We start from the raw sequence: 19345 nt of genomic DNA, 5'->3' as shown, positions 1-19345 counted from the left end.
CGCAGCCACCGCCCGTCCGTCCCTAGCGTCAAGGAACCGCATGACCATCACGCACTCCCCCACGCCCGCGACCTCCCCGCAGTCGGACCCGGGCCTGGACCCGACCGGCGGGCGGCCGGTCGTGCCCCGCCGGGGCTCGCGCCGCGGCGTCGGCGTCGCGGAGGTCCGGCTGACGGACGGCTTCTGGGCGGCCCGGCAGCAGACCAACACCACCGCGACGCTCGCGCACTGCGAGCGGTGGATGGACCGGCTCGGCTGGCTGGCGAACTTCGACCGGGTGGCCGACGGCGCCACGGGGCCGGGCCGCCCCGGCTGGCAGTTCTCCGACTCCGAGGTCTACAAGCTCATGGAGGCGCTGGCCTGGGACTACGGCCGAACCGGCGACCCCGGCACCGACCGCACCCTGCGCGCGCTCACGGCACGCATCGCGCGCGCGCAGGACGACGACGGGTACCTCAACACCTACTTCGGGCACGCCGGCCAGCGCGGCCGGTACGTCGACCTCGAGATGGGCCACGAGCTGTACTGCGTCGGGCACCTGCTGCAGGCCGCCGTCGCGCGGCTGCGGACCACCGGCGCCGACGCCCTGGTGGACGTCGCGCGCCGAACCGCGGACCAGGTGTGTCGCGAGTTCGGCCCGGGACGGCGGGAGGCGATCTGCGGGCACCCCGAGATCGAGCTCGGCCTGGCGGAGCTGGGCCGCGCGCTGGCGGAGCCGCGGTACACCGAACAGGCCCGCCTCTTCGTCGAGCGCCGGGGTCGCGGCCTCCTGCGGCCGATCCCGCTCCTGTCGCCGTCCTACTTCCAGGACGACGTGCCCGTGCGGGACGCCGCGGTCCTGCGGGGCCACGCGGTCCGCGCGCTCTACCTGAGCGCCGCGGCCGTCGACGTCGCGGTCGACACCGGCGACGACGACCTCCTCGCGTCGCTCGAGCGGCAGTGGACCGCCACGGTCTCGCGCCGCACCTATCTCACCGGCGGGATGGGCTCCCGGCACCAGGACGAGGGCTTCGGCGAGGACTGGGAGCTGCCGCCCGACCGGGCCTACTGCGAGACGTGCGCCGGGATCGCGTCGGTCATGGTGTCGTGGCGCCTGTTCCTCGCGACCGGCGACGTGCGCTACGCGGACCTCATGGAGCGCACGTTCTACAACGTCATCGCGACCTCGCCCGGCCCCGACGGGCGCGCGTTCTTCTACGCGAACCCGCTCCAGCAGCGCACGCCGGGCGAGCCCACGTCGCCCGACGCCGTCAACCTGCGAGCCGAGGGGGCGGCGCGGGCACCGTGGTTCGACGTGTCCTGCTGCCCCACGAACGTCGCCCGCACCCTGGCGACGTGGCAGACCTACACCGCGACCGTGGGCGACGACGGCGCGGTGAGCCTCCTGCAGTACGCGTCGGGCTCGCTCCGGCTCACCCTGCCCGACGGCGCCGCCCTGGGCCTCGAGGTCGAGACCGACTACCCCGCCTCCGGGCGGGTCGTCGTCCGCGTCGTGACCGCGCCGGATAGCCCCGTGCTCCTGCGCTTCCGGATCCCGAGCTGGGCGACCGGCGCCGTGCTGCACGAGGACGGCCGCCGCATCGAGGCCCCGCCCGGGTTCGCGGACGTGCACCGCACGTTCGCGGCCGGCGAGCGGCTCGAGCTCGACCTGCCCGTCGCGCCCCGGTTCTCGACGCCAGATCGGCGCATTGACGCCGTGCGCGGGTGCGTCGCCGTCGAGCGCGGGCCGGTCGTGCTCTGCCTGGAGTCCGCCGACCTGGACGACGCCGGCCCGCTCGACGACCTGCGCGTGGACCCGACGCGGCCCCCCACGGACGCCGAACCCGGCGCGTTCGTGCAGGTCCGCCGCGCGGACCGGCCGGAGGACGCCGGCGAGGGCCTGCCCTACCGGGACGTCCCGCCGGGCCTCGACGCGGCGTCGTCGGCCGACGACGCCCCGCCGCTGGCCGTGCGCCTGGTGCCTTACCACTCGTGGGCCCAGCGCGGGCCGTCCACGATGCGAGTGTTCCTCCCGACCACGTGAGTCACGACCGAAGGACAGGCAAGGAAATGACGGCAGACGTGTTCGAGCTGGACGGCACCGCACTGGTGTGGCGCGGCGACGGCGAGACGGTGCGGGTCGAGCCGTGGGGCGCCGACAGCGTGCGCGTCCGGTCGGCGGTCATGGCGGACGTGGTGGAGTCGGGCTTCGCCCTGCTGCCGCAGCCCGCGACCGACGCGAGCATCGACGTCGACGGCGACGTCGCGCGCCTGACGAACGGCAACCTCACGGCCGTCCTGACGGCCCGGTCGTTCCACTCCGACCTGGTCGGGTACCGCGTGCACCGGTGCGAGCTGGCCTTCTACAACCAGCACGGGACGCTCCTGTTCAAGGAGCTGGACCCGGGCGGCTCGCTGCACCTCAAGGCGCGCGACCTGCGCCCGCACCTGGGCGGGGACTTCCGGATCACGGCCGCGTTCGAGGCCGACCCGGCCGAGAAGCTCTACGGGATGGGCCAGTACCAGCAGCACATCCTCGACATCAAGGGCAGCGCGTTCGAGCTCGCGCACCGCAACTCGCAGGCCAGCGTGCCGTTCGTGCTGTCCAGCGCGGGCTACGGGTTCCTGTGGCACAACCCGGCGATCGGGCGCGCGAACTTCGCGCTGAACCGCACCGAGTGGGTCGCCGAGTCGTCCAAGCAGCTCGACTACTGGGTGACGGCGGGCGACACGCCGGCCGCGATCACTGCGGCCTACGCGGACGCGACCGGGCACGCGCCGATGATGCCCGAGCACGGGCTCGGCTTCTGGCAGTGCAAGCTGCGCTACTGGAACCAGGAGCAGCTGCTCGAGGTGGCGCGCGAGCACACGCGCCGCGGCCTGCCGCTGGACGTGATCGTCGCGGACTTCTTCCACTGGCCGCAGATGGGCGACTTCCGGTTCGACGCCGAGTTCTGGCCGGACCCGCAGGCGATGGTGGACGAGCTGCGCGGGCTGGGGGTCGAGCTCATGGTCTCCGTCTGGCCCCAGGTGTCCATCCGGTCGGAGAACTTCGCGGCCATGAAGAAGAACAACCTGCTGGTGCGCTCCGAGCGCGGCATCGACATGCAGATGCAGTTCGAGGGCCCGAGCGTCTTCCTCGACCCGACCAACCCCGCGACCCGCGAGTTCCTGTGGGCGACCCTGAAGAGGAACTACTTCGACCTCGGCATCAAGACCTTTTGGCTCGACGAGGCCGAGCCCGAGTACGGCGTGTACGACTTCGACAACTTCCGCTACCACCTCGGCACGAACGTCCAGGTCGGCAACATCTACCCGCAGGCCTTCTCGCGCGCGCTCTACGAGGGCCAGCGCTCGGCCGGCCAGGAGGACATCGTCAACCTGGTCCGGTGCGCCTGGGCGGGCAGCCAGCGCTACGGGGCGCTCGTGTGGTCGGGCGACATCCATTCCACCTTCGAGGACTACCGCCGGCAGATCACCGCCGGCATCCACATGGGCGTCGCGGGCATCCCCTGGTTCACGACCGACATCGGCGGCTTCCACGACGGCGACATCACGGATCCGGGGTTCCGCGAGCTGCTCATCCGCTGGTTCCAGTTCGGCACGTTCTGCCCCGTGATGCGCCTGCACGGCGACCGCTTGCCCGGCGAACCCGTGCAGGCCGCCGACGGCTCGCCGCGGCTCGCCAGCGGCGGCGGCAACGAGCTGTGGAGCTTCGGCGACGACGTGTACGAGATCCTCGCCGGCTACGTCCACCTGCGCGAGGCGATGCGGCCCTACACGCGGGAGCTCATGGCCGCCGCGCACGAGTCCGGGCAGCCGGTCATGCGCGGCATGTTCCACGAGTTCCCCGACCAGGCGCCGTGCTGGGACCTCGCCGACCAGTACATGTACGGCCCCGACCTGCTCGTCGCGCCCGTCATCGTGCCCGGGGCCACGTCCCGCGAGGTGTACCTCCCCGCCGGCGCGACCTGGACCGACCTGCACTCCGGCGCGGTGCTCGCGGGCGGGGGCACAGTCGTCGTCGACGCTCCGCTCGCCGTCATCCCGGTGTTCGCCCGCGACGGGTCGCACCCCGAGCTCGTCGGGAGGATCTGAGCGGGTCGCCCGCGGGACTGCACAGATCGGCGTCGGGCGGCGTCTTAAGAGGGCACGCACATCCGCAGCGCCCCAGGAGGACCCGATGAACCCGATCACCACCACCGCCACCGCCCGCCAGCGGCGCCGTCGTCTGCTCGCCGTCGGCGTCGTCGCCGCGAGCCTGTCCGCCGTCGGCGCCGGCGCGGCGACGGCCGCCGCCAACCCGTACTCGGGCGCCGCGCGCGCCGTCGAGAGCGTGGCCCAGGCCGTGGGCATCGACTGGTCGGCCATGCCCGACGGCTACACCCGCGAGCAGTACGAGGCGTTCTGGGACGCCGGCTATACGACCGCCGACGTCGACGAGCTGAGCGCGCTGTGGAGCACCGACGCCACCGAGACCAAGGCCCGCGCCGGCCAGCTCCTGCTCGACGGCGCGGACGTGCCCATCGCCCCCGGCAGCGTCGAGACCTTCGCGCCGGAGTCCGGGGCCGACGGCGCGTCGGCGGACGCGCAGGCCCAGCTCGACGCGTTCTGGGCCGCCGGCTACACCGTGGACGACCTGCAGCAGCTCTCCACCTTGTGGAACAGTGACGCCACCGAGACCAAGGCGCGCGCCGGCCAGCTCCTGCTCGACGGGCAGACCCCGCCGGTGGCGCCCAGCGGCGAGGACACGACCGGCGCCGCGTCCTGACCCGTACCGCCAGGCATCCTGCCGACCCGCTTCGCGAGGAGACGAGCATCCACGTGCACGAGCTGACACTGCGCACCGGCTTCGAGATCGAGCTGCTGGCGCCGCCCGGGTCCGACCGGGAGGTGCTCGCGCGGGAGATCGCGGCGCGCTGCGACGGGCGAGTCGGTCGGTCGTTCCACACCGACAGCGAGCCGGCCGCGGTGCCCGGCGTCGGGGTCTTCCGCACCCTGTCCCCGGCGTTCGACGTCGTCGACGGGCCCGGGCGGCCGGTGGCGCGGCTGGTGGACGACCTCACGATCGCGGCGGACCTGGCCGCGGCGCCCGGGCTGCCCGGGCACCGCGGCTGGTACCGCGTCCTGTGCGACGACGGCCGCCTGCTTCGGCTGATCGACCGGCAGGCCGACCCGGGTGCGCCGCTCGCGACCGTGCTGGAGCCGATCGCCGAGCTGTTCGGGGTGCGCGTGGACGTGTTCGGCGCGGCCGCGCGAGTCAACGACGCGAGCGGCGCGACCGTCGCGGTCGCCATGGCGCTGCCGGCCGGGCGCGAGCGGCCCTGCGAGGTCATCACTCCCCCGCTGACCGCCGGGCACGCGCAGGCGCTGGAGCGGCTGCTGATCCCCGCGCGCGAGCTCGGCTTCACCGTCCCGCAGGAGGCTGCGGTCCACCTGCACGTCGACGGTGCGCCGTTCCGCCAGCCCGCGGCCTTCGCCAACCTGGTGCGGCTGTTCGGGCACTGGCGCGAGGTGCTGTGGGCCGCGCTCGAGACCAACCCGGCGTGCCGGCGCCTGGCCCCGCTGCCCGCGGACCTCCTCACCCTCGTGGAGCACGACTGGCAGGACGCCGCCGACGGGTCCGGCTGGGCGCGCCTGCAGGAGGCGGCGCGGGCCGTCGAGCTGACCAAGTACGCCGACGTCAACCTGACGCAGCTGGTGCGTCCGCACCCGGTGCGCGACACCGTCGAGGTACGGATCCTGCCGGGCTCGATCGACGGCCGGGACGTCGTGCGCCGCGCAGGCCTGGTCGGTGCGCTGCTCGCGCGGTGCCTCGATGCGCGCCCGCTGCCGCGGCCCGCGGCCGGCGCGGCGCGCGACCCGCGCGTCGCGCTGGACGACCTCGTCGCGGTGCGCCGATGAGCACGACGCTCGGCGAGGCCGGCTCGGACAGCGCGGCGATCCCGTGCGTCCGGCCCGCCGGGGAGGCCGCGGCGATCGACGACGTCGTGCGCGTGCACCTGCCCGGGCTGCTCCGGTACGCGACGGTGCTCACGGGCGACGCGCACACCGCGGCCGACCTCGTCCAGGAGGTGCTGCTGCGCGCCCACATGCGCTGGACCCGGATCGGGATGCTCGCGCGGCCCGACCTGTACCTGCGCCGGATGGTCACCAACGAGCACCTGTCCTGGCGCCGGCGCTGGCACGTGCGGAACATCCGCCCGGTCACCGACGAGACCCTCGCCGTCCACCTCGATCCCGAGCGCGACCACGCCCAGCACGTCGTCGAGGACGACGCGATGTGGCGTCAGCTCGCGGAGCTGCCGCCGCGGCAGCGCGCGGTCCTGGTGCTGCGCTACTACGAGGGCCTGAGCGACCCCGAGATCGCGAGCGTCCTGGGCACCTCCGCCGCGACCGTCCGCTCCCACGCCTCCCGCGCGCTCGCGACGCTGCGGCACACCGACCCGACGACCCCCTTGGAGCAGCGATGAACGAGCACCCCCGCGACGACGAGCTCGCCGGGCGGATCACCCGAGCGCTGCGCTCGCGCGAGGCGACGCCGGCCGACGTCGCGGACCTCACCGCCCGCCTGGAGGCCCGGCTCGCCGCGGCGCCCGGCGGCCCGCGGTCCGCGTCGCTCGGGCCGGCCGAGCTCCCCGCCGGGTCCTCCGCGAGCGTGACTCCCCTGGCCCGCCGCGGCACCAAGGCCGTCGCGGCCGGCGTCGTGCTGTCCGCGCTGGCGGTCTACGGCGCCGGGGCGGCCGCGGCCGCGAACCCGTACTCCAGCGGCGCGCGCGCGGTCGAGAGCGTGGCCCAGGCTGTGGGGATCGACTGGTCGGCCATGCCCGACGGCTACACCCGCGAGCAGTACGAGGCGTTCTGGGGCGCCGGCTTCACGACCGCCGACGTCGACGAGCTGAGCGCGTTGTGGACCACCGACGCGACCGAGACGAAGGCCCGTGCGGGCCAACTCATCCTCGATGGCGAGGTCGTCCCCGTGACCCCCGGGACGTCGTCGCCGGCCACCGAGCTCCAATCCCCGAACGACGCGCTCTGGGCCGCCGGCTACACCATCGACGACCTCGAGCAGCTCGCCGAGCTGTGGAGCAGCGACCTGAGCGAGACCAAGGCCCGCGCCGGCCAGCTCCTGCTTGACGGCGCGACCCTGCCGCTCGCCCCGAGCGACGCGGCCGGCTCGACCGGCTCGGGCGCCGGGAGCTGAGGGCGCGCGCCGGAACGGGCGCGTCACCGCCCGGTTCTGGGCGCGGGCGGCTCCCTCGGCAGCTGGAACTCGCCGGTCGCCGACGCGCCGAGCACGCCACGCCGCGCCAGGAGAGCGCGACGGGCACGCAGCCACGGCTCGAGCGACGCGATCGGTCGCGGCCGGCTGTGCAGGTAGCCCTGGCACTCGTCGCACCCCAACGTCTCCAGCACGGCGAGGGTCGCGTCGTCCTCGACGCCCTCGGCGATGGACCGCAGCCCGAGCCGGTGCGCCAGCTCGATCGTGGCCGCGACGATCGCGGCCGTCCGGTCGTCGACGACGAGCCGTGAGACGAACGACTGGTCGAGCTTGAGCTCCGTCGCGGGCAGGTCGTTGAGGTAGGCGAGGGAGGAGTAGCCCGTGCCGTAGTCGTCGATGCTGAGCCCGACGCCCCGGGCGGCGATGGCGTGGGCCGCCTCGAGCCCGCGGACGGCGTCGGCCATCAGGGTCGTCTCGGTGACCTCCAGCACGAGCAGCGCGGGATCCAGTGCCGTGCTGGCGAGCACCGTGTCGAGCAGCGGGAGCAGCTCGGGGTGCGTCAGGAAGCTCGTCGAGATGTTGACCGACATGCGCAGCGGGACGCCGTCGGCCTGCCAGCGCGCGGCCTGCGCCGCGGCCTCGCCGAGCACGCGCGCGGTCAGCTCGGGCATCAGCCCGTACTTCTCGACCAGGTCGATGAACTCCCCGGGCGCGAGCAGACCGAGACCTGGGTGCTGCCAGCGCACCAGCGCCTCGACCCCGGTCACCGCGAGGCTGCGCACGTCCACCTGCGGCTGGTAGTAGATGACGAACTGCTCGCCCGGGTCGGGCCGGCCAAGGTCGAGCGCCGCGCGCAGCTCCTCCACCCGGGTGCCACGGTCGCGGTCCGCCCGGTCGATCTCGCTGTCGTACCGGCTGACGCCGCCACCGCCACCCGACTTGGCGAGGAACATCGCGGCGTCCGCGCGCCGGAGCAGCTCCTCGCCGTCCAGGTCCGGGGCGCCCGCGGCCAGGCCGATGCTCACCGAGGTGCGGACCGGATGGCCGGCGATGTCCGCGATGGCGCGCGCCTCGTCCGACAGGGCCGCCGCGACACCCTCGGCGGTCGCGGCGTCGCCCGGGAGCAGGACGGCGAACTCGTCGCTGCCGAGGCGCGCGAGGAGCCCGCCGGCGGGCACGACCGCCGCGAACCGGGTCGCCGCCGAGCGCAGGAGCGCGTCCCCGGTCGGGTGGCCATACCGGTCGTTCACGTCCTTGAACCGGTCGAGGTCGATCACCAGCAGGCTCAGCGGGCCGCCGCGGTCGCCGGACTCCGTCAGGCGGGCCATCAGCGCGCGCCGGTTCGCGACGCCGGTCAGCGCATCGGTCCGCGCCTCCTGCCGGGTCTGCGCGAGCAGGGCCATGTCGCGAATCAGGTGCACGAGCCGGACGGTGATGCCCAGCACGGCGAGCGCCGCGAGCACGTTCGGCGCGTGGACGAGGTACCCGTGCCCGTGCGCCCCGGGCGACCGCGCGAGGCCCTCGCCGTGGATGATCAGCACCGCGACGCTCGCCAGGAGCACGACGACGGCGCCGACGGCCGTGGCCCGTGCCGTCGCCGGCCGCGGCCGCACGCGGGTCGGCGAGAGCACCGTGCACCAGGCGAGCAGGGCGGCCGCCGCGACCCAGCCGAGCAGCAGCGGACGGTCGGGGCTGACCGCGCCCACGTCCCGCAGCGCCGCCACCTCGGAGCCAAGGATGACGGCCAGCGCCGCGCCGATGCCCCAGATTCGGGCGTCCCGGTGCAGCCCCGCGATGAAGCTGACCGTCACCGTGGTGCCGAGCAGCACGAACGTCACGCCGAGCCGGAACACCGATCCCTGGACCACCCACCAGGGCAGGTCCGCGAGCGCGCCGCCGCCGTGCCACAGGACGAGATTGACGATCGCGGCGAGGGCGAACACGGCGCTCAGCCCGTTGAGCCAGTCGTCCGGATCGCCGACCAGCCCCCGGGCCCGGTTCCAGCGGATCAGCGCCTGGTACAGCAGCGGGCACGCGACCAGGGTCGACGCGCCGAAGACCGCCGACCGGACGGCGAACTGATCGGCGCCGATCGGGAACCGCGCCCAGTCGAGGGCGGCCTGAGCCGTCGCGCCGACGGCCGCGACGAACACGGCCGCGGCGAGCGCCCGCCACACCCCCCGCTCGCTGCCCTCGTCGTCGCCGCGCGACCCCGCCCGCGTCCACAGGACGGCGCCGGACGCCGCGAGCACCACGATCGCCACCGCCTGCTGCGCGAGGAGCGCCGCCGACCCCGGTCGGTTCGCACCGAGCACGAAGCAGGCCGACGACGCGAGCGTGATCACCGACACGGGCGCCAGGCGCGACAGCTGAGACCACCGGCTGCCGTGCATCGCTCGACCTCCCCGGCTCGCGGTGACGTCGGCGCGACCGAACCACGGAGGCGGGGCGCGTGCTGTGCCGACACCGTGTCCTATCGGCAGGCGCAGCAGGTTCCTTCGGGCTTGCGCCGAGCCGGCTGCTCGCGCCCGCTCACCCGTCGCGCAGCACCCGATCCCACGCCGAGTGGACGAGCGCCTGCCGCGCCCGGCCCAGGCCGCCCGCGCCCGCCAGCGCCGCGCGGGCGGCGTTCCAGCCGCACGCGCCGTGCACCCCGCCTCCCGGGTGCGCGGACGCGGACGCGAGGTACAGCCCGGCGAGGGGGGTCTCGGACCGGCCCAGGCCCGGGGTCGGGCGGAAGAACAGCTGCTGGTGCAGCGCCGACGTGCCGCCGTTGACGGCGCCGCCGACGAGGTTGGCGTTCGCCGCCTCGAGGTCGACGGGGCTCTGCACGTGCCGCGCGAGGATCGCGGCACCGAACCCCGGCGCGGTCCGCTCGAGTGCGGCCTCCATCCGCTCGACCTGGGCCTCGACCTGCGCCGCGGTCCAGGTCACGCCGTGCGGGACGTGCGTGTAGGCCCACGCCGACTCGGTGCCCGCGGGCGAGCGCGTCGGGTCGGCGGTCGTCATCTGCCCGCACAGCAGGAACGGCCGGTCGGGGATCCGGCCCACGGACAGGCTCGCGGCGGCGTCGACGAAGCCCGGCTGGTCGACGCCGAGGTGCACGGTGCCGGCGCCCGCGGCGTCGGCCGACGCCCACGGGATGGGCGAGCCGAGCGCCCAGTTGACCTTGAACGTCGGGTGGTCCCACTGGAACCGGCCCAGGTCGCGCCGCAGCCGGGCGGGCAGGTGCGCCGCGCCGACCAGGTCGAGGTAGAGCGACGGCGCGGGCACGTCCGCGAGCACGGCGCGCCGCACGCGCAGGTGCGCGCCGTCGTGGGTGCGGACGCCGATCGCGCGTCCGCCGGAGATCTCGACCGCATCGACCCGCGCGCCCGTCTCGATCTGACCGCCGCTGGCCCGCAGGCGCGCCGCCAGCGCGTCGGCGAGCGAGCCTGCGCCCCGCTCGGGCACCGGGAACCCGACGTCCTGGCCGAGCATCGCGAGCAGCCAGCCGAACGCCCCGCTGCCGGCGGCGTCAGGCGGGATATCGGCGTGCATCGCGTTGCCCGTCAGGAGCAGGCCCGCGCCCTCCCCTGCGAAGGTCTCGTCCGCGAGCCGGCGCACCGGCTCGACGGCGAGCCGCGCGAGGTCGAGCCCGCCCGCGACGCCCACCCGGCGGAGCAGGCGCGCCACCGAGCGCAGCGGCGGGAACGGCGTGAAGAGCGCGTCGAGCAGCGGGTCCCGGATCCGGCGCCAGGTCTCGACCATCCGGAGCCAGGCGTCGCCGTCGCCGGGCGCGAACGCGTCCAGGCCCGCGGCGGTGTCCGTCGCGTCCGCGCGCAGGACTGCCGTGCGGCCGTCGTCGAGCGCGTGGGCGAGCACGTCGGGGGCGCGCACCCACCGCAGGCCGTGGTCCTCCAGGTGCAGGCCGCGCATCAGCGGGGAAGCGGCGGCGAGCGGGTAGAACGCGCTGAACAGGTCGGTGCGGAACCCGGGCGCCGTGACCTCGGCCGTGCGCACCGCGCCGCCGATCGTGTCCTGCGCCTCGAGCACCAGCACGTCCCACCCGGCGTCGGCCAGCGCGTTCGCGGCGACGAGGCCGTTCGGCCCCGACCCGATGACGACGGCGTCGACCGTGCGCATCTGTGCTCCTCATGGTCTTGGCGGGATCGGCGGGCGATCGCCGCGGCGGCTGGTCTCGCTGTGCATCGTGCGCCGGGTAGCACGGTCGCGCGACCCGAGCTGCTGGTCGGCGCGCCGGGCGCGGTCGGGGGCCGACGCCGGCGCGCGGGTTCGGACCGGTCGAGCGCCCCCCGCGGTGCGGTAGTCTTCTGGACGGCCCTCCGGGGCCGGCGGGCTGTAGCGCAGCTTGGTAGCGCACCTGACTGGGGGTCAGGGGGTCGCAGGTTCAAATCCTGTCAGCCCGACAAAAAGCCCAGGTCAGAAGCAATTCTGACCTGGGCTTTCGTGCGTCGTCGGACAGCTGCCACTCAGGCGGAGTGACCATTCGTCGAGGTCGAGACCTCGAACGGACGAATGATGCTCTCGGCCAGCGCCGCCCATTCGTGCACGAGGTCGAAATCCATGGTGCGCAGCCAGTGCAGCTGCAGGCCGTCCATTCCTGCGAAGATCTGGCGTGCGACCCGTGCCGGGTCGGAGGTGCCCGCGGCCGCCGACGCGAACAATTCTGTCGCCCACTTCTCGCGCGCCACGAAGTACGCGTGCGCGGGGTGCTGGGGATCGAGCGATTCGGCGTTGAGCACCGAGTAGAGCCGCACGATCTCGGGTTGCTGGGCGTTGCGCGCGACCAGAGCCGCGCAGAAGTCCCGCAGCGAGGTCGAGAGCTCGCCGCCTTCGCGGAGCGCGGAGACCGGGATGCCCAACATCTGCGACAGGACGGCCAGATCGGCGTCGTCGCGGTGTTCGAGGACCGCGACGAGGAGACCCTCTTTGGTGCCGACGTGGTGCAGCACGCCCGCGTCGGTGATGCCGCACGCGTTCGCCACGTCCTGGACCGAGACGCCCCAGAAGCCGCGCTCTGAGATCAGCGCGGACGCCGCGGCGATGATCTGAGTCACGCGTTCCGCGGCGGGCCGCCGCTCGCGTGCGCGCACCGGTCGATCTCTCGTGCTCGATGCCATGCCTACCTCAGCTTTCGGCCCCGTGGAGCGACCCCGATCAGGCCGCACATTCTAGGTCGCGGACCAATGGTACGGTACCTAGTACCCACTAAGTAGTGAGCTCAGAGTTGAGCCAAGGAGAGCAACCCATGACCGTTTTCAGTGATGTTGCAGCGCGCGCCGACGATGCTCCGCTAGGTACGTCGTTCGCCGATGCGGTGGAAGCCGTGCGTGCCGGCAGCAACCCGGACGAGCTCGCCACGCGACTCTACGAAGCGCTCACCCCGCCGGAGCGGCTCGGCCTCCTGGACGGCGACGAACCGTTCTGGCCCGGTCTGACCGAGATGATGCAGGTGGGTTACAACATCACCCCCTACGTGATGGGTGCGGTGCACCGTCTGGGCATTCCGGGAATCCGCTTTGTCGACGGCCCGCGCGGCGCCGTCGTCGGTGCCTCGACGGCCTTCCCCGTCTCGATGGCGCGCGGCGCGACCTGGGACGTGGAGCTCGAGGAGCGCATCGGCCGCGCGATCGGCGAGGAGCTGCGCGCGCAGGGCGGCAACTTCTTCGGCGGCGTGTGCATCAATCTCCCGCGTCATCCCGCCTGGGGACGCGCGCAGGAGACCTACTCCGACCAGCCGCCCCTGTTGGGCGAGATGGGTGCGGCGCTGACGCGCGGAATCCAGCGGCACGCGATGGCGTGCGTCAAGCACTTCGCCCTGAACTCCATGGAGCAGGCGCGCTTCTCGGTCAACGTCACGGTGGATGAGCGGACCCTCCACGAGGTGTTCCTGCCCCATTTCAAGCGAGTCATCGAGCAGGGCGCCTTTGCCGTCATGAGCTCGTACAACTCGGTGAACGGCGACTGGGCCGGGCAGAACTCGCACCTGCTCACGGAGATCCTCCGCGACGAGTGGGGCTTCGAGGGCGCCGTGATGAGCGACTTCATCTGGGGCCTGCGCGACCCGGCTGCGTCGCTCGAGGCGGGCCTCGACATCGAGGCCCCGTTCGCCCAGCAGCGCGCTGCACACCTGCAGGGCGCGATCGACGAGGGCACCACGTCCTGGGAGTCGGTGCGACGCTCGGGCCTGCGCATCCTGTCCACCCAGCTGCGCTTCTACGCCCGGCGCGACCAGGCCGAGCCCGAGGCCGACGTCGTCGTCTCGCCCGCCCACATCGCGCTCGCGCGCGAGGCGGCGGCGCGCTCGATGGTGCTGCTGCGCAACGAGAGCGTGCAGGGGGTGCCGGTGCTGCCGCTGGACCCCACGACCCTCCGCTCCCTGGCCGTCGTCGGACGCCTCGCCGATGTCCCGAACACTGGGGACAACGGCTCGTCGGACGTCCGCGCCCCGTATGTGGTCACCGCCCTGAAGGGATTGACCTCCCAGCTGCCCGGCGTCGAGATTCGTCACAGCGGCGAGGGCGTGGCCGCGGCCGCCGCCCTGGCCGCTGGCAGCGACGCGGCGGTCGTCGTCGTCGGCTACACCGCGGCCGACGAGGGCGAGTTCGTGGACGGTTCGGTGTTCTCGCGACCCGACCTGCTGGCGCTGTATCCCGAGGCGGCCACCGGGGCCGACCAGGCCAGCCGCGAATCGCTGTACGCCTCGGCCGGTAGCGGGACGAGCGTCGTGGGCTCCGGCTCGGCCGGCGGCGATCGTCGCGACCTGCGGCTCGGTCGCGACGACGTGGAGCTCATCAAGGCGGTGAGCGCAGCCAACCCGAGGACGATCGTCGCCGTCGTCGCGGCCGGCGCCGTGGTCATGTCCGAGTGGGACAAGGACGTCGCCGGACTGGTGATGATGTGGTACTCGGGCATGGAGGGTGGCAACGCCCTCGCTGACGTGCTGCTCGGCCGGACCAACCCGTCCGGGCGCCTGCCGTACGCGATCCCCGCGTCCGTGGCGGACACCGCCGAGCTCGACATCGACGCCACCGAGATCACCTACGACCGCTGGTTCGGTCAGCGGCTCCTCGACCACGACGGGAAGGCCGCCAGCTACCCGCTGGGATTCGGGTTGTCCTACACGACCTACACGGTGGACGCGTTGGACGTCCTCGCCTCGAGCGCCGACGCCGTCGACCTCCGGGTCGCGGTGTCCAACGCCGGAGCCGTCGACGGACGGCACGTCGTCCAGATCTACGGCACCCGCGCCCAGGGCGACCGAAGCGGCGAGCGGGAGCTGCTCGGCTTCGCCGTCGCGCAGGTTGCCGCCGGCGAGACGGTCAGCCTTGTGGTGACGGCGCCGCTGCAATCGCTCAAGCGCTGGAACCCCGCGACCACGGCGTTCGACCCGATCGAGGGTGGCGTGGTCCTCGAGGCCGCGTCGTACGCGGGCGATCCGTTGTCCGCATCCACCCAGATCACGCTGTAGGTCGGCAGTCCCGGGAACTGCCCCCGCAGCAGTGCGCAGCATCCATCCACCAGGCGGCGTTGCCTGAGTGGACCCACCCCCATCGCCCAGGCGCGTCGTGCCTGAGTCGAACTGCCGCGTCGAAGCTCCAATGAAGGAGAGTCATGGCTATCACGGGTACGTCCCCGGCAACACCCGTCTCCACCTCGGTTCGACCACCGTCGGATGGGGAGCAACCCAAGACTCCCCTGCGGTTGGGCCTCGCCCTGGCCTTCGGCGCCGTGCTCTGGCTCGGGCCGTACCTCGGCGTCGTCGGGGTCCTGCTTCCGGCGCGCGTGGCGACCATCGCTCCCGACGACAAGGCCGGCGTGATCGCGCTGCTCTCGGTCGTGGCCATGATCGTGGCGACGGTCGCGAACATCGTGATCGGCGCGTTCTCCGACCTGACCCGCTCGCGGTGGGGTCGCAGAACGCCGTACCTGATCGTCGGATCCTTGGGTACCGCAGTGATGCTGGTCGCCATCGCACAGGCCACCACCGTCACTGAGCTCATCGTGATGTGGTCGCTGTACCAGGTGTTCCTCAACGCCATCGTGGCGCCCCTGCTTGCCGTGATCGCCGATCGGATCGCCCCGCGGCACCGCGGCACCATCTCGTCCATCTACGCGTTCGGCTACTCCGCAGGTCTGTACGGTGGCCAGATCGTCGGGGCGCAGTTCCTGGGCAGCATCAACGCGGGCTTCTTCCTCTTCGCCGCGCTCACGTTGCTGTCCGGCCCGGTCGCCGTCGTGCTCATGCGCGAGGCCTCCAGCCGCAGCATGCCGACCACGCATGTGAGCCGGCGGATGCTGCTCGACAACTTCTCGTTCCCCCGCAAGCACGCCCGGGACTACTACCTGGCGCTCTTCGGCAAGTTCCTCATCATGGGCGGAACCTTCGCGGTCTCGGGCTACCAGCTGTACATCTTCACCGACTACCTCCGCCTCGACGACGCCGCCACCGCGCAGAACGTCACCCTGATCTCGACGATCCTGATGATCACGGCGCTGACGATGGCGGCGGTAGCGGGCCCGATCTCCGACAAGCTCGGGACCCGGAAGCTCCCGGTCATCTTCGCCGCGGTCTTCATCGCCGTCGGTGTCTTCTTCCCGTTCGTGGCCCCGTCGCCGTGGGCGATGATCGTCTACGCCGTCATCGCGGGCATCGGCATGGGCGCGTTCAACGCGGTGGACCAGGCGCTGAACGTCGAGGTGCTTCCCGACCAGAAGACCGCGGCCAAGGACCTGGGGATTCTGAACCTGGCGAACACGGGCGGGCAGATCGTCGGACCCATCGTGGCCGCCGCCGCCATCTCCGCAGTCGGCTACCAAGCGATCTTCCCGGCCGCAGCGGTGATGGCGATCGTGGGTGCCGTGCTGGTGTCCGCGATTCGTTCGGTGCGCTGACCGTCTGCGCGGTCAGCTGTGGGCGAGAGCTACCTCTTGCGCGAGGCGTTGCACGAGCTCGCGGGCGGCAGGTGGTGCGGTCACCTCAAGGTGGTCAGCGAACTGGAGAAGCTGCCTCACGCCGTCGATCTGGTCGTAGCCGATCGTGATGGTCACCCGTGGTGAGCGCGCTGATCGATCGATCGACCGCAGCCTGGCGCCGAGGACCCGGGTGGCGAGATCGATCCGGTTCGCGTCGAGGAGTGCGGTGATCGTGACCTCGGTGCGCCCTTCGAGTGCGTGGGCCAGGTCGTGGGCGACCTGGCCCAGCGTGGCGCCGGCGCGTAGTCGGCGCGGCTCGTCGAGCACGGTCCAGCGTTCAAGACGGGTGAGGGCGAACATTCGCGGCGCGGCGTCGACGTCGGCGATGAGGTACCAACGGTCGGCTCGAAGCAGCAACCCGTACGGGTCGACGACCAGCGCCCGCGATTGGGGAGCGTCGCTTCGCCGGTAGTGGATACGCAGCTGCCGGGCTCGCCGAAGGTCACGCGCCACCGCGGCAACGTCGATCGACTCCTCACTGCCGAACCAGCCGCGGTTGTCGACCGTGACGACCTCGGCCAGGGACAACGCCATGACATCGCGTTGCGCTTGCGGTGTCCGGCGCCGGGTCGTCAGTTTGCTGAGGGCTCCTCGTGCTGCGCTCTCCGCCCCGAGCTGGCGGGCCCGGTTCAGGTCGAGACCTACCGCCCGGAAGACGTCGGCTTCCGACGCGGTCAGCCTGGTCAGATCGACCTGATCACCGGGCAGAAGGCTGATGCCGCCGTACCTCCCGCGTTCGGTCAGGACCGGGATGTCGGCGTCCACCAGCGATTGGACGTCGCGCAGGATCGTCCGGGTCGACACGCCAAACTCCGCTGCAAGCACGTCCGCGGTCGTGTGCCGCCGCACCTGGAGCGCGGTGAGGATGGCGATGACCCGCTGCGGTCGGCTCATGGCCCCACTTTCCAAGGTGAACATGACAGGTCTTGTCTGATTATCGCGGCATCGTCGCGCTCTGCCGGCGATCCTCGCCTGCGCATCCGAAGGAGACCCGATGTCCGCTCCCAACCTCTTCCTCGTCTACGTCACCGACATCGAGCGCTCGACAGCGTTCTACCGTGAGCTGTTCGAGATCGAACCGGTCATGCTCACGCCCCGCTACGTGCCCTTCCAGGTCGCCCCCGGCGTGCTGTTCGCGCTCTGGAACGGCCGCAGCGACCGCGTCGCACCCGAGCTGCCGCGCACGTTCGAGGTCGGCCTCATGGTGCCCGGATCGGGAGCCGCCGTCGACGACCTCTACGCCACCTGGGCCGCCAAGAACGTGACCGTCGTCGAGGAACCCCATGACGACGTCTTCGGACGCACCTTCGTCATCACCGATCCCGACGGCAACCTCATCCGCGTCTCGCCCACAGCCTGATCCCGGACTCGACGGTCGAAGGTGCCGGACACCACGCCTGACCCGGTCAGCTGCCCAGACCCCGATGAAGGGCGGCGGTCTGCTCACGGGTGATCTCCGTCGAGCGCACCAGATGGGCGGCAAGGAAACGCAGCTGCTCAACCGTGTACTCGGCATAGAGCTCGTCAAAGGCGTCGCCGATCGGCAGGTAGACGTTCTCCCGTGCCGCGAGTCCGGCCACGTCGACGGTCACGATCACCTTCCGCCCGTCGGCAGGATCACTCTCGCGCCGTGCGACGCCGGCCGTGACGAGCCTGCCGATGACACCCGTCACTGCGCCGGAGGTCAGGTGCAGGTCTGACATCAGCTCGCCCGCCGACCTGGGCCCCTCGCGCAACACGATGCCGAGCGCCTTCATGTCGGTGACGCCGAGACCGTACTGCGCCGCGGCGGCCTGCTGGAACACTGCGGTCTGCGTGGAGTCCAGCTCGCTGAGCAGGCGCAGCTCGCGCACCAGCTCGTCACGCTCACCCATGGCGCCATCTTGTCACCCAGTTATCTTAGTCACTAAGATAACTGCCATGACGGCGCTCGAGTCCTTCACCACGACGGTCGACTGCCCCGACGGCACCGCGATCGGGCTCCACTCGATCGGCTCAGGCCCCGACGTCGTGGTCGTCCACGGGGCGATGCAGACCGGGCTGAGCCACTCGGACCTTGCCGGTCTGCTCAGCGACGGGCTGCGGGTGCATCTGATGGACCGCCGCGGCCGCGGGTCGAGCGGAGGTGATCCGGTGCACGGCAGCGGCGACGAGGTCCGCGACGTCCGCGCGGTGCTCGACGCGACCGGTGCCACGCGGGTCTTCGGCGTGAGCTCCGGAGCGATCATCGCCGCGCGCGCGGCGCTGGCCGACGCCCGCATCCGCCGGTTGGCGCTCTTCGAGCCACCGCTGTCGATCGACGGGTCGGTGCCCCTCGAGCTCACGACGCGCGTCGACGACGCCATCGCGCGGGGCGACCTGCCCACGGCCATGGCACTCGGCATGAAGGTCGCGGAGATGGGACCGGCATGGATGTTCCGCCTACCGGTGCCCGTCCTGGCTGCGTTCTCGCGAGCGCGGTTGCGGTCGCCGGGAATGAGGTCGGTGGCGTCCGGGCTCGGCGCGGACCTCGCTGTCGTGCGTGACAACGCCGACAAGATCGCGGACTTCGCCGACCTCGCCGCGCAGACGCTGCTCATCGACGGAACGGCCACGAGGCCCTACCTGCGTGCGGCTGTCGCGGCACTCGCAGCCGCCGTGCCCGGTGCGCGGCACGTCGAACTGGCCGGCCAGTGGCACGGCGTCACCTCGAATACGGCCGAGCACGGCCGCCCCCACCTGATCGCGCCGGTGCTCGCCGAGTTCTTCGCTTGACCCGCCGGGCCGGCTGAGCCGCTGCGAGCGGCATCGACGGAACGTCACGAGCGCGAGTGACGAGCCACGAGGAACGCCCTTGAAGGGCTCTTCAATGGGCTCGGTGGGACGACGAACGGCGCGCCAAGGTGATCGACCGAGTCGCCAAGGCGGCGAAGGTCGTTCTTTCGCATGAGTCCTTCGATCCCGCGGAGCACGGCGGCCAGCTGTCATGCCAGTCTCCGAGCGGGAATCGAGGCCTCGGAAGTGGAGGACACTGTCGTCAGCGGCGAGGCGGCCGGCTCGAGCTCCCGGCGCGCGGACATCGGGCGGAGCGAATCGTCATGATTCCATCGCGCCGTGTTCTCAGCGTGGCCGTGGCGACCGAGGATCGCAACGCAAACACTCGGCGAACACGGGCGACCTGCCACA

Annotated in this window: 15 protein-coding genes and 1 tRNA gene; 11 read left to right on the top strand and 5 right to left on the bottom strand. The window is 72.6% G+C overall.

Annotation, left to right across the window (positions count from 1 at the left end):
* Nucleotides 1-40: 40 nt before the first annotated feature.
* The 6 genes from J4E96_RS09840 to J4E96_RS09815 all read left to right on the top strand — a co-directional run bounded on the left by J4E96_RS09840 (nt 41) and on the right by J4E96_RS09815 (nt 7183).
* Nucleotides 41-2023, top strand: coding sequence for a glycoside hydrolase family 127 protein (locus tag J4E96_RS09840; RefSeq protein WP_227425559.1), 1983 nt, complete (start codon nt 41-43; stop codon nt 2021-2023).
* Nucleotides 2024-2049: 26 nt separating this feature from the next.
* The gene (locus J4E96_RS09835) at nt 2050-4077 is read left to right on the top strand and encodes a glycoside hydrolase family 31 protein (protein WP_227425558.1); all 2028 of its coding nucleotides are present in this window, start codon (nt 2050-2052) and stop codon (nt 4075-4077) included.
* An 85-nt stretch (nt 4078-4162) separates the two neighbouring features.
* Entirely contained in the window at nt 4163-4750 is a 588-nt protein-coding gene (locus J4E96_RS09830; RefSeq protein WP_227425557.1) for a hypothetical protein, read from the top strand.
* A gap of 53 nt (nt 4751-4803) precedes the next feature.
* Entirely contained in the window at nt 4804-5883 is a 1080-nt protein-coding gene (locus J4E96_RS09825; RefSeq protein ID WP_227425556.1) for an amidoligase family protein, read from the top strand.
* Complete coding sequence (locus tag J4E96_RS09820; RefSeq protein ID WP_227425555.1) at nt 5880-6452, top strand: RNA polymerase sigma factor; 573 nt, start codon at nt 5880-5882, stop codon at nt 6450-6452. Before J4E96_RS09825 ends, J4E96_RS09820 begins: the two co-directional genes overlap by 4 nt.
* Nucleotides 6449-7183 carry a hypothetical protein gene (locus J4E96_RS09815; protein WP_227425554.1) on the top strand — a complete coding sequence of 245 codons (735 nt, stop codon included), beginning with the start codon at nt 6449-6451 and terminating at the stop codon, nt 7181-7183. The genes J4E96_RS09820 and J4E96_RS09815 overlap by 4 nt, the downstream gene beginning before the upstream one ends.
* A gap of 23 nt (nt 7184-7206) precedes the next feature.
* Here J4E96_RS09815 and J4E96_RS09810 read toward each other — a convergent pair whose 3' ends face one another.
* Together J4E96_RS09810 and J4E96_RS09805 are read right to left on the bottom strand one after the other, a co-directional pair.
* The gene (locus J4E96_RS09810) at nt 7207-9594 is read right to left on the bottom strand and encodes a putative bifunctional diguanylate cyclase/phosphodiesterase (protein WP_227425553.1); all 2388 of its coding nucleotides are present in this window, start codon (nt 9592-9594) and stop codon (nt 7207-7209) included.
* A 139-nt stretch (nt 9595-9733) separates the two neighbouring features.
* The gene (locus J4E96_RS09805) at nt 9734-11326 is read right to left on the bottom strand and encodes a phytoene desaturase family protein (protein ID WP_227425552.1); all 1593 of its coding nucleotides are present in this window, start codon (nt 11324-11326) and stop codon (nt 9734-9736) included.
* A gap of 210 nt (nt 11327-11536) precedes the next feature.
* Between J4E96_RS09805 and J4E96_RS09800 the strand changes: the two genes are divergently transcribed.
* Nucleotides 11537-11610 (top strand) — tRNA-Pro (locus tag J4E96_RS09800).
* 63 nt (nt 11611-11673) lie between these two features.
* Here the strand turns inward: J4E96_RS09800 and J4E96_RS09795 are convergent.
* Nucleotides 11674-12261 (bottom strand): TetR/AcrR family transcriptional regulator, encoded by a 588-nt coding sequence (locus tag J4E96_RS09795; RefSeq protein WP_227425551.1) that lies wholly within the window; start codon nt 12259-12261, stop codon nt 11674-11676.
* A 191-nt stretch (nt 12262-12452) separates the two neighbouring features.
* Here J4E96_RS09795 and J4E96_RS09790 point away from each other — a divergent pair, with 191 nt between their 5' ends.
* Together J4E96_RS09790 and J4E96_RS09785 are read left to right on the top strand one after the other, a co-directional pair.
* The gene (locus J4E96_RS09790; protein WP_227425550.1) at nt 12453-14675 is read left to right on the top strand and encodes a glycoside hydrolase family 3 protein; all 2223 of its coding nucleotides are present in this window, start codon (nt 12453-12455) and stop codon (nt 14673-14675) included.
* 233 nt (nt 14676-14908) lie between these two features.
* Nucleotides 14909-16099, top strand: a complete 1191-nt coding sequence (locus J4E96_RS09785) for an MFS transporter (RefSeq protein WP_227425549.1) — start codon at nt 14909-14911, stop codon at nt 16097-16099.
* A gap of 12 nt (nt 16100-16111) precedes the next feature.
* Here J4E96_RS09785 and J4E96_RS09780 read toward each other — a convergent pair whose 3' ends face one another.
* A complete protein-coding gene (locus J4E96_RS09780) occupies nt 16112-17098 on the bottom strand; it encodes a helix-turn-helix transcriptional regulator (protein WP_227425548.1) in 987 nt (328 codons plus the stop codon).
* 76 nt (nt 17099-17174) lie between these two features.
* On the opposite strand from J4E96_RS09780, the gene J4E96_RS09775 reads away from it, so the two are divergent.
* Nucleotides 17175-17540: a VOC family protein gene (locus J4E96_RS09775; protein ID WP_227425547.1), complete on the top strand. Its 366-nt coding sequence runs from the start codon at nt 17175-17177 to the stop codon at nt 17538-17540.
* A 46-nt stretch (nt 17541-17586) separates the two neighbouring features.
* Here the strand turns inward: J4E96_RS09775 and J4E96_RS09770 are convergent, their stop codons facing one another.
* Entirely contained in the window at nt 17587-18054 is a 468-nt protein-coding gene (locus J4E96_RS09770; protein WP_227425546.1) for a MarR family winged helix-turn-helix transcriptional regulator, read from the bottom strand.
* Between the two features lie 46 nt (nt 18055-18100).
* On the opposite strand from J4E96_RS09770, the gene J4E96_RS09765 reads away from it, so the two are divergent.
* Entirely contained in the window at nt 18101-18934 is an 834-nt protein-coding gene (locus J4E96_RS09765; RefSeq protein WP_227425545.1) for an alpha/beta fold hydrolase, read from the top strand.
* Nucleotides 18935-19345 lie beyond the last annotated feature (411 nt).

This window comes from Pengzhenrongella sicca, from assembly GCF_017569225.1.
Lineage (GTDB): Bacteria > Actinomycetota > Actinomycetes > Actinomycetales > Cellulomonadaceae > Pengzhenrongella > Pengzhenrongella sicca.
This window is presented reverse-complemented; position numbering and strand designations above follow the sequence as displayed.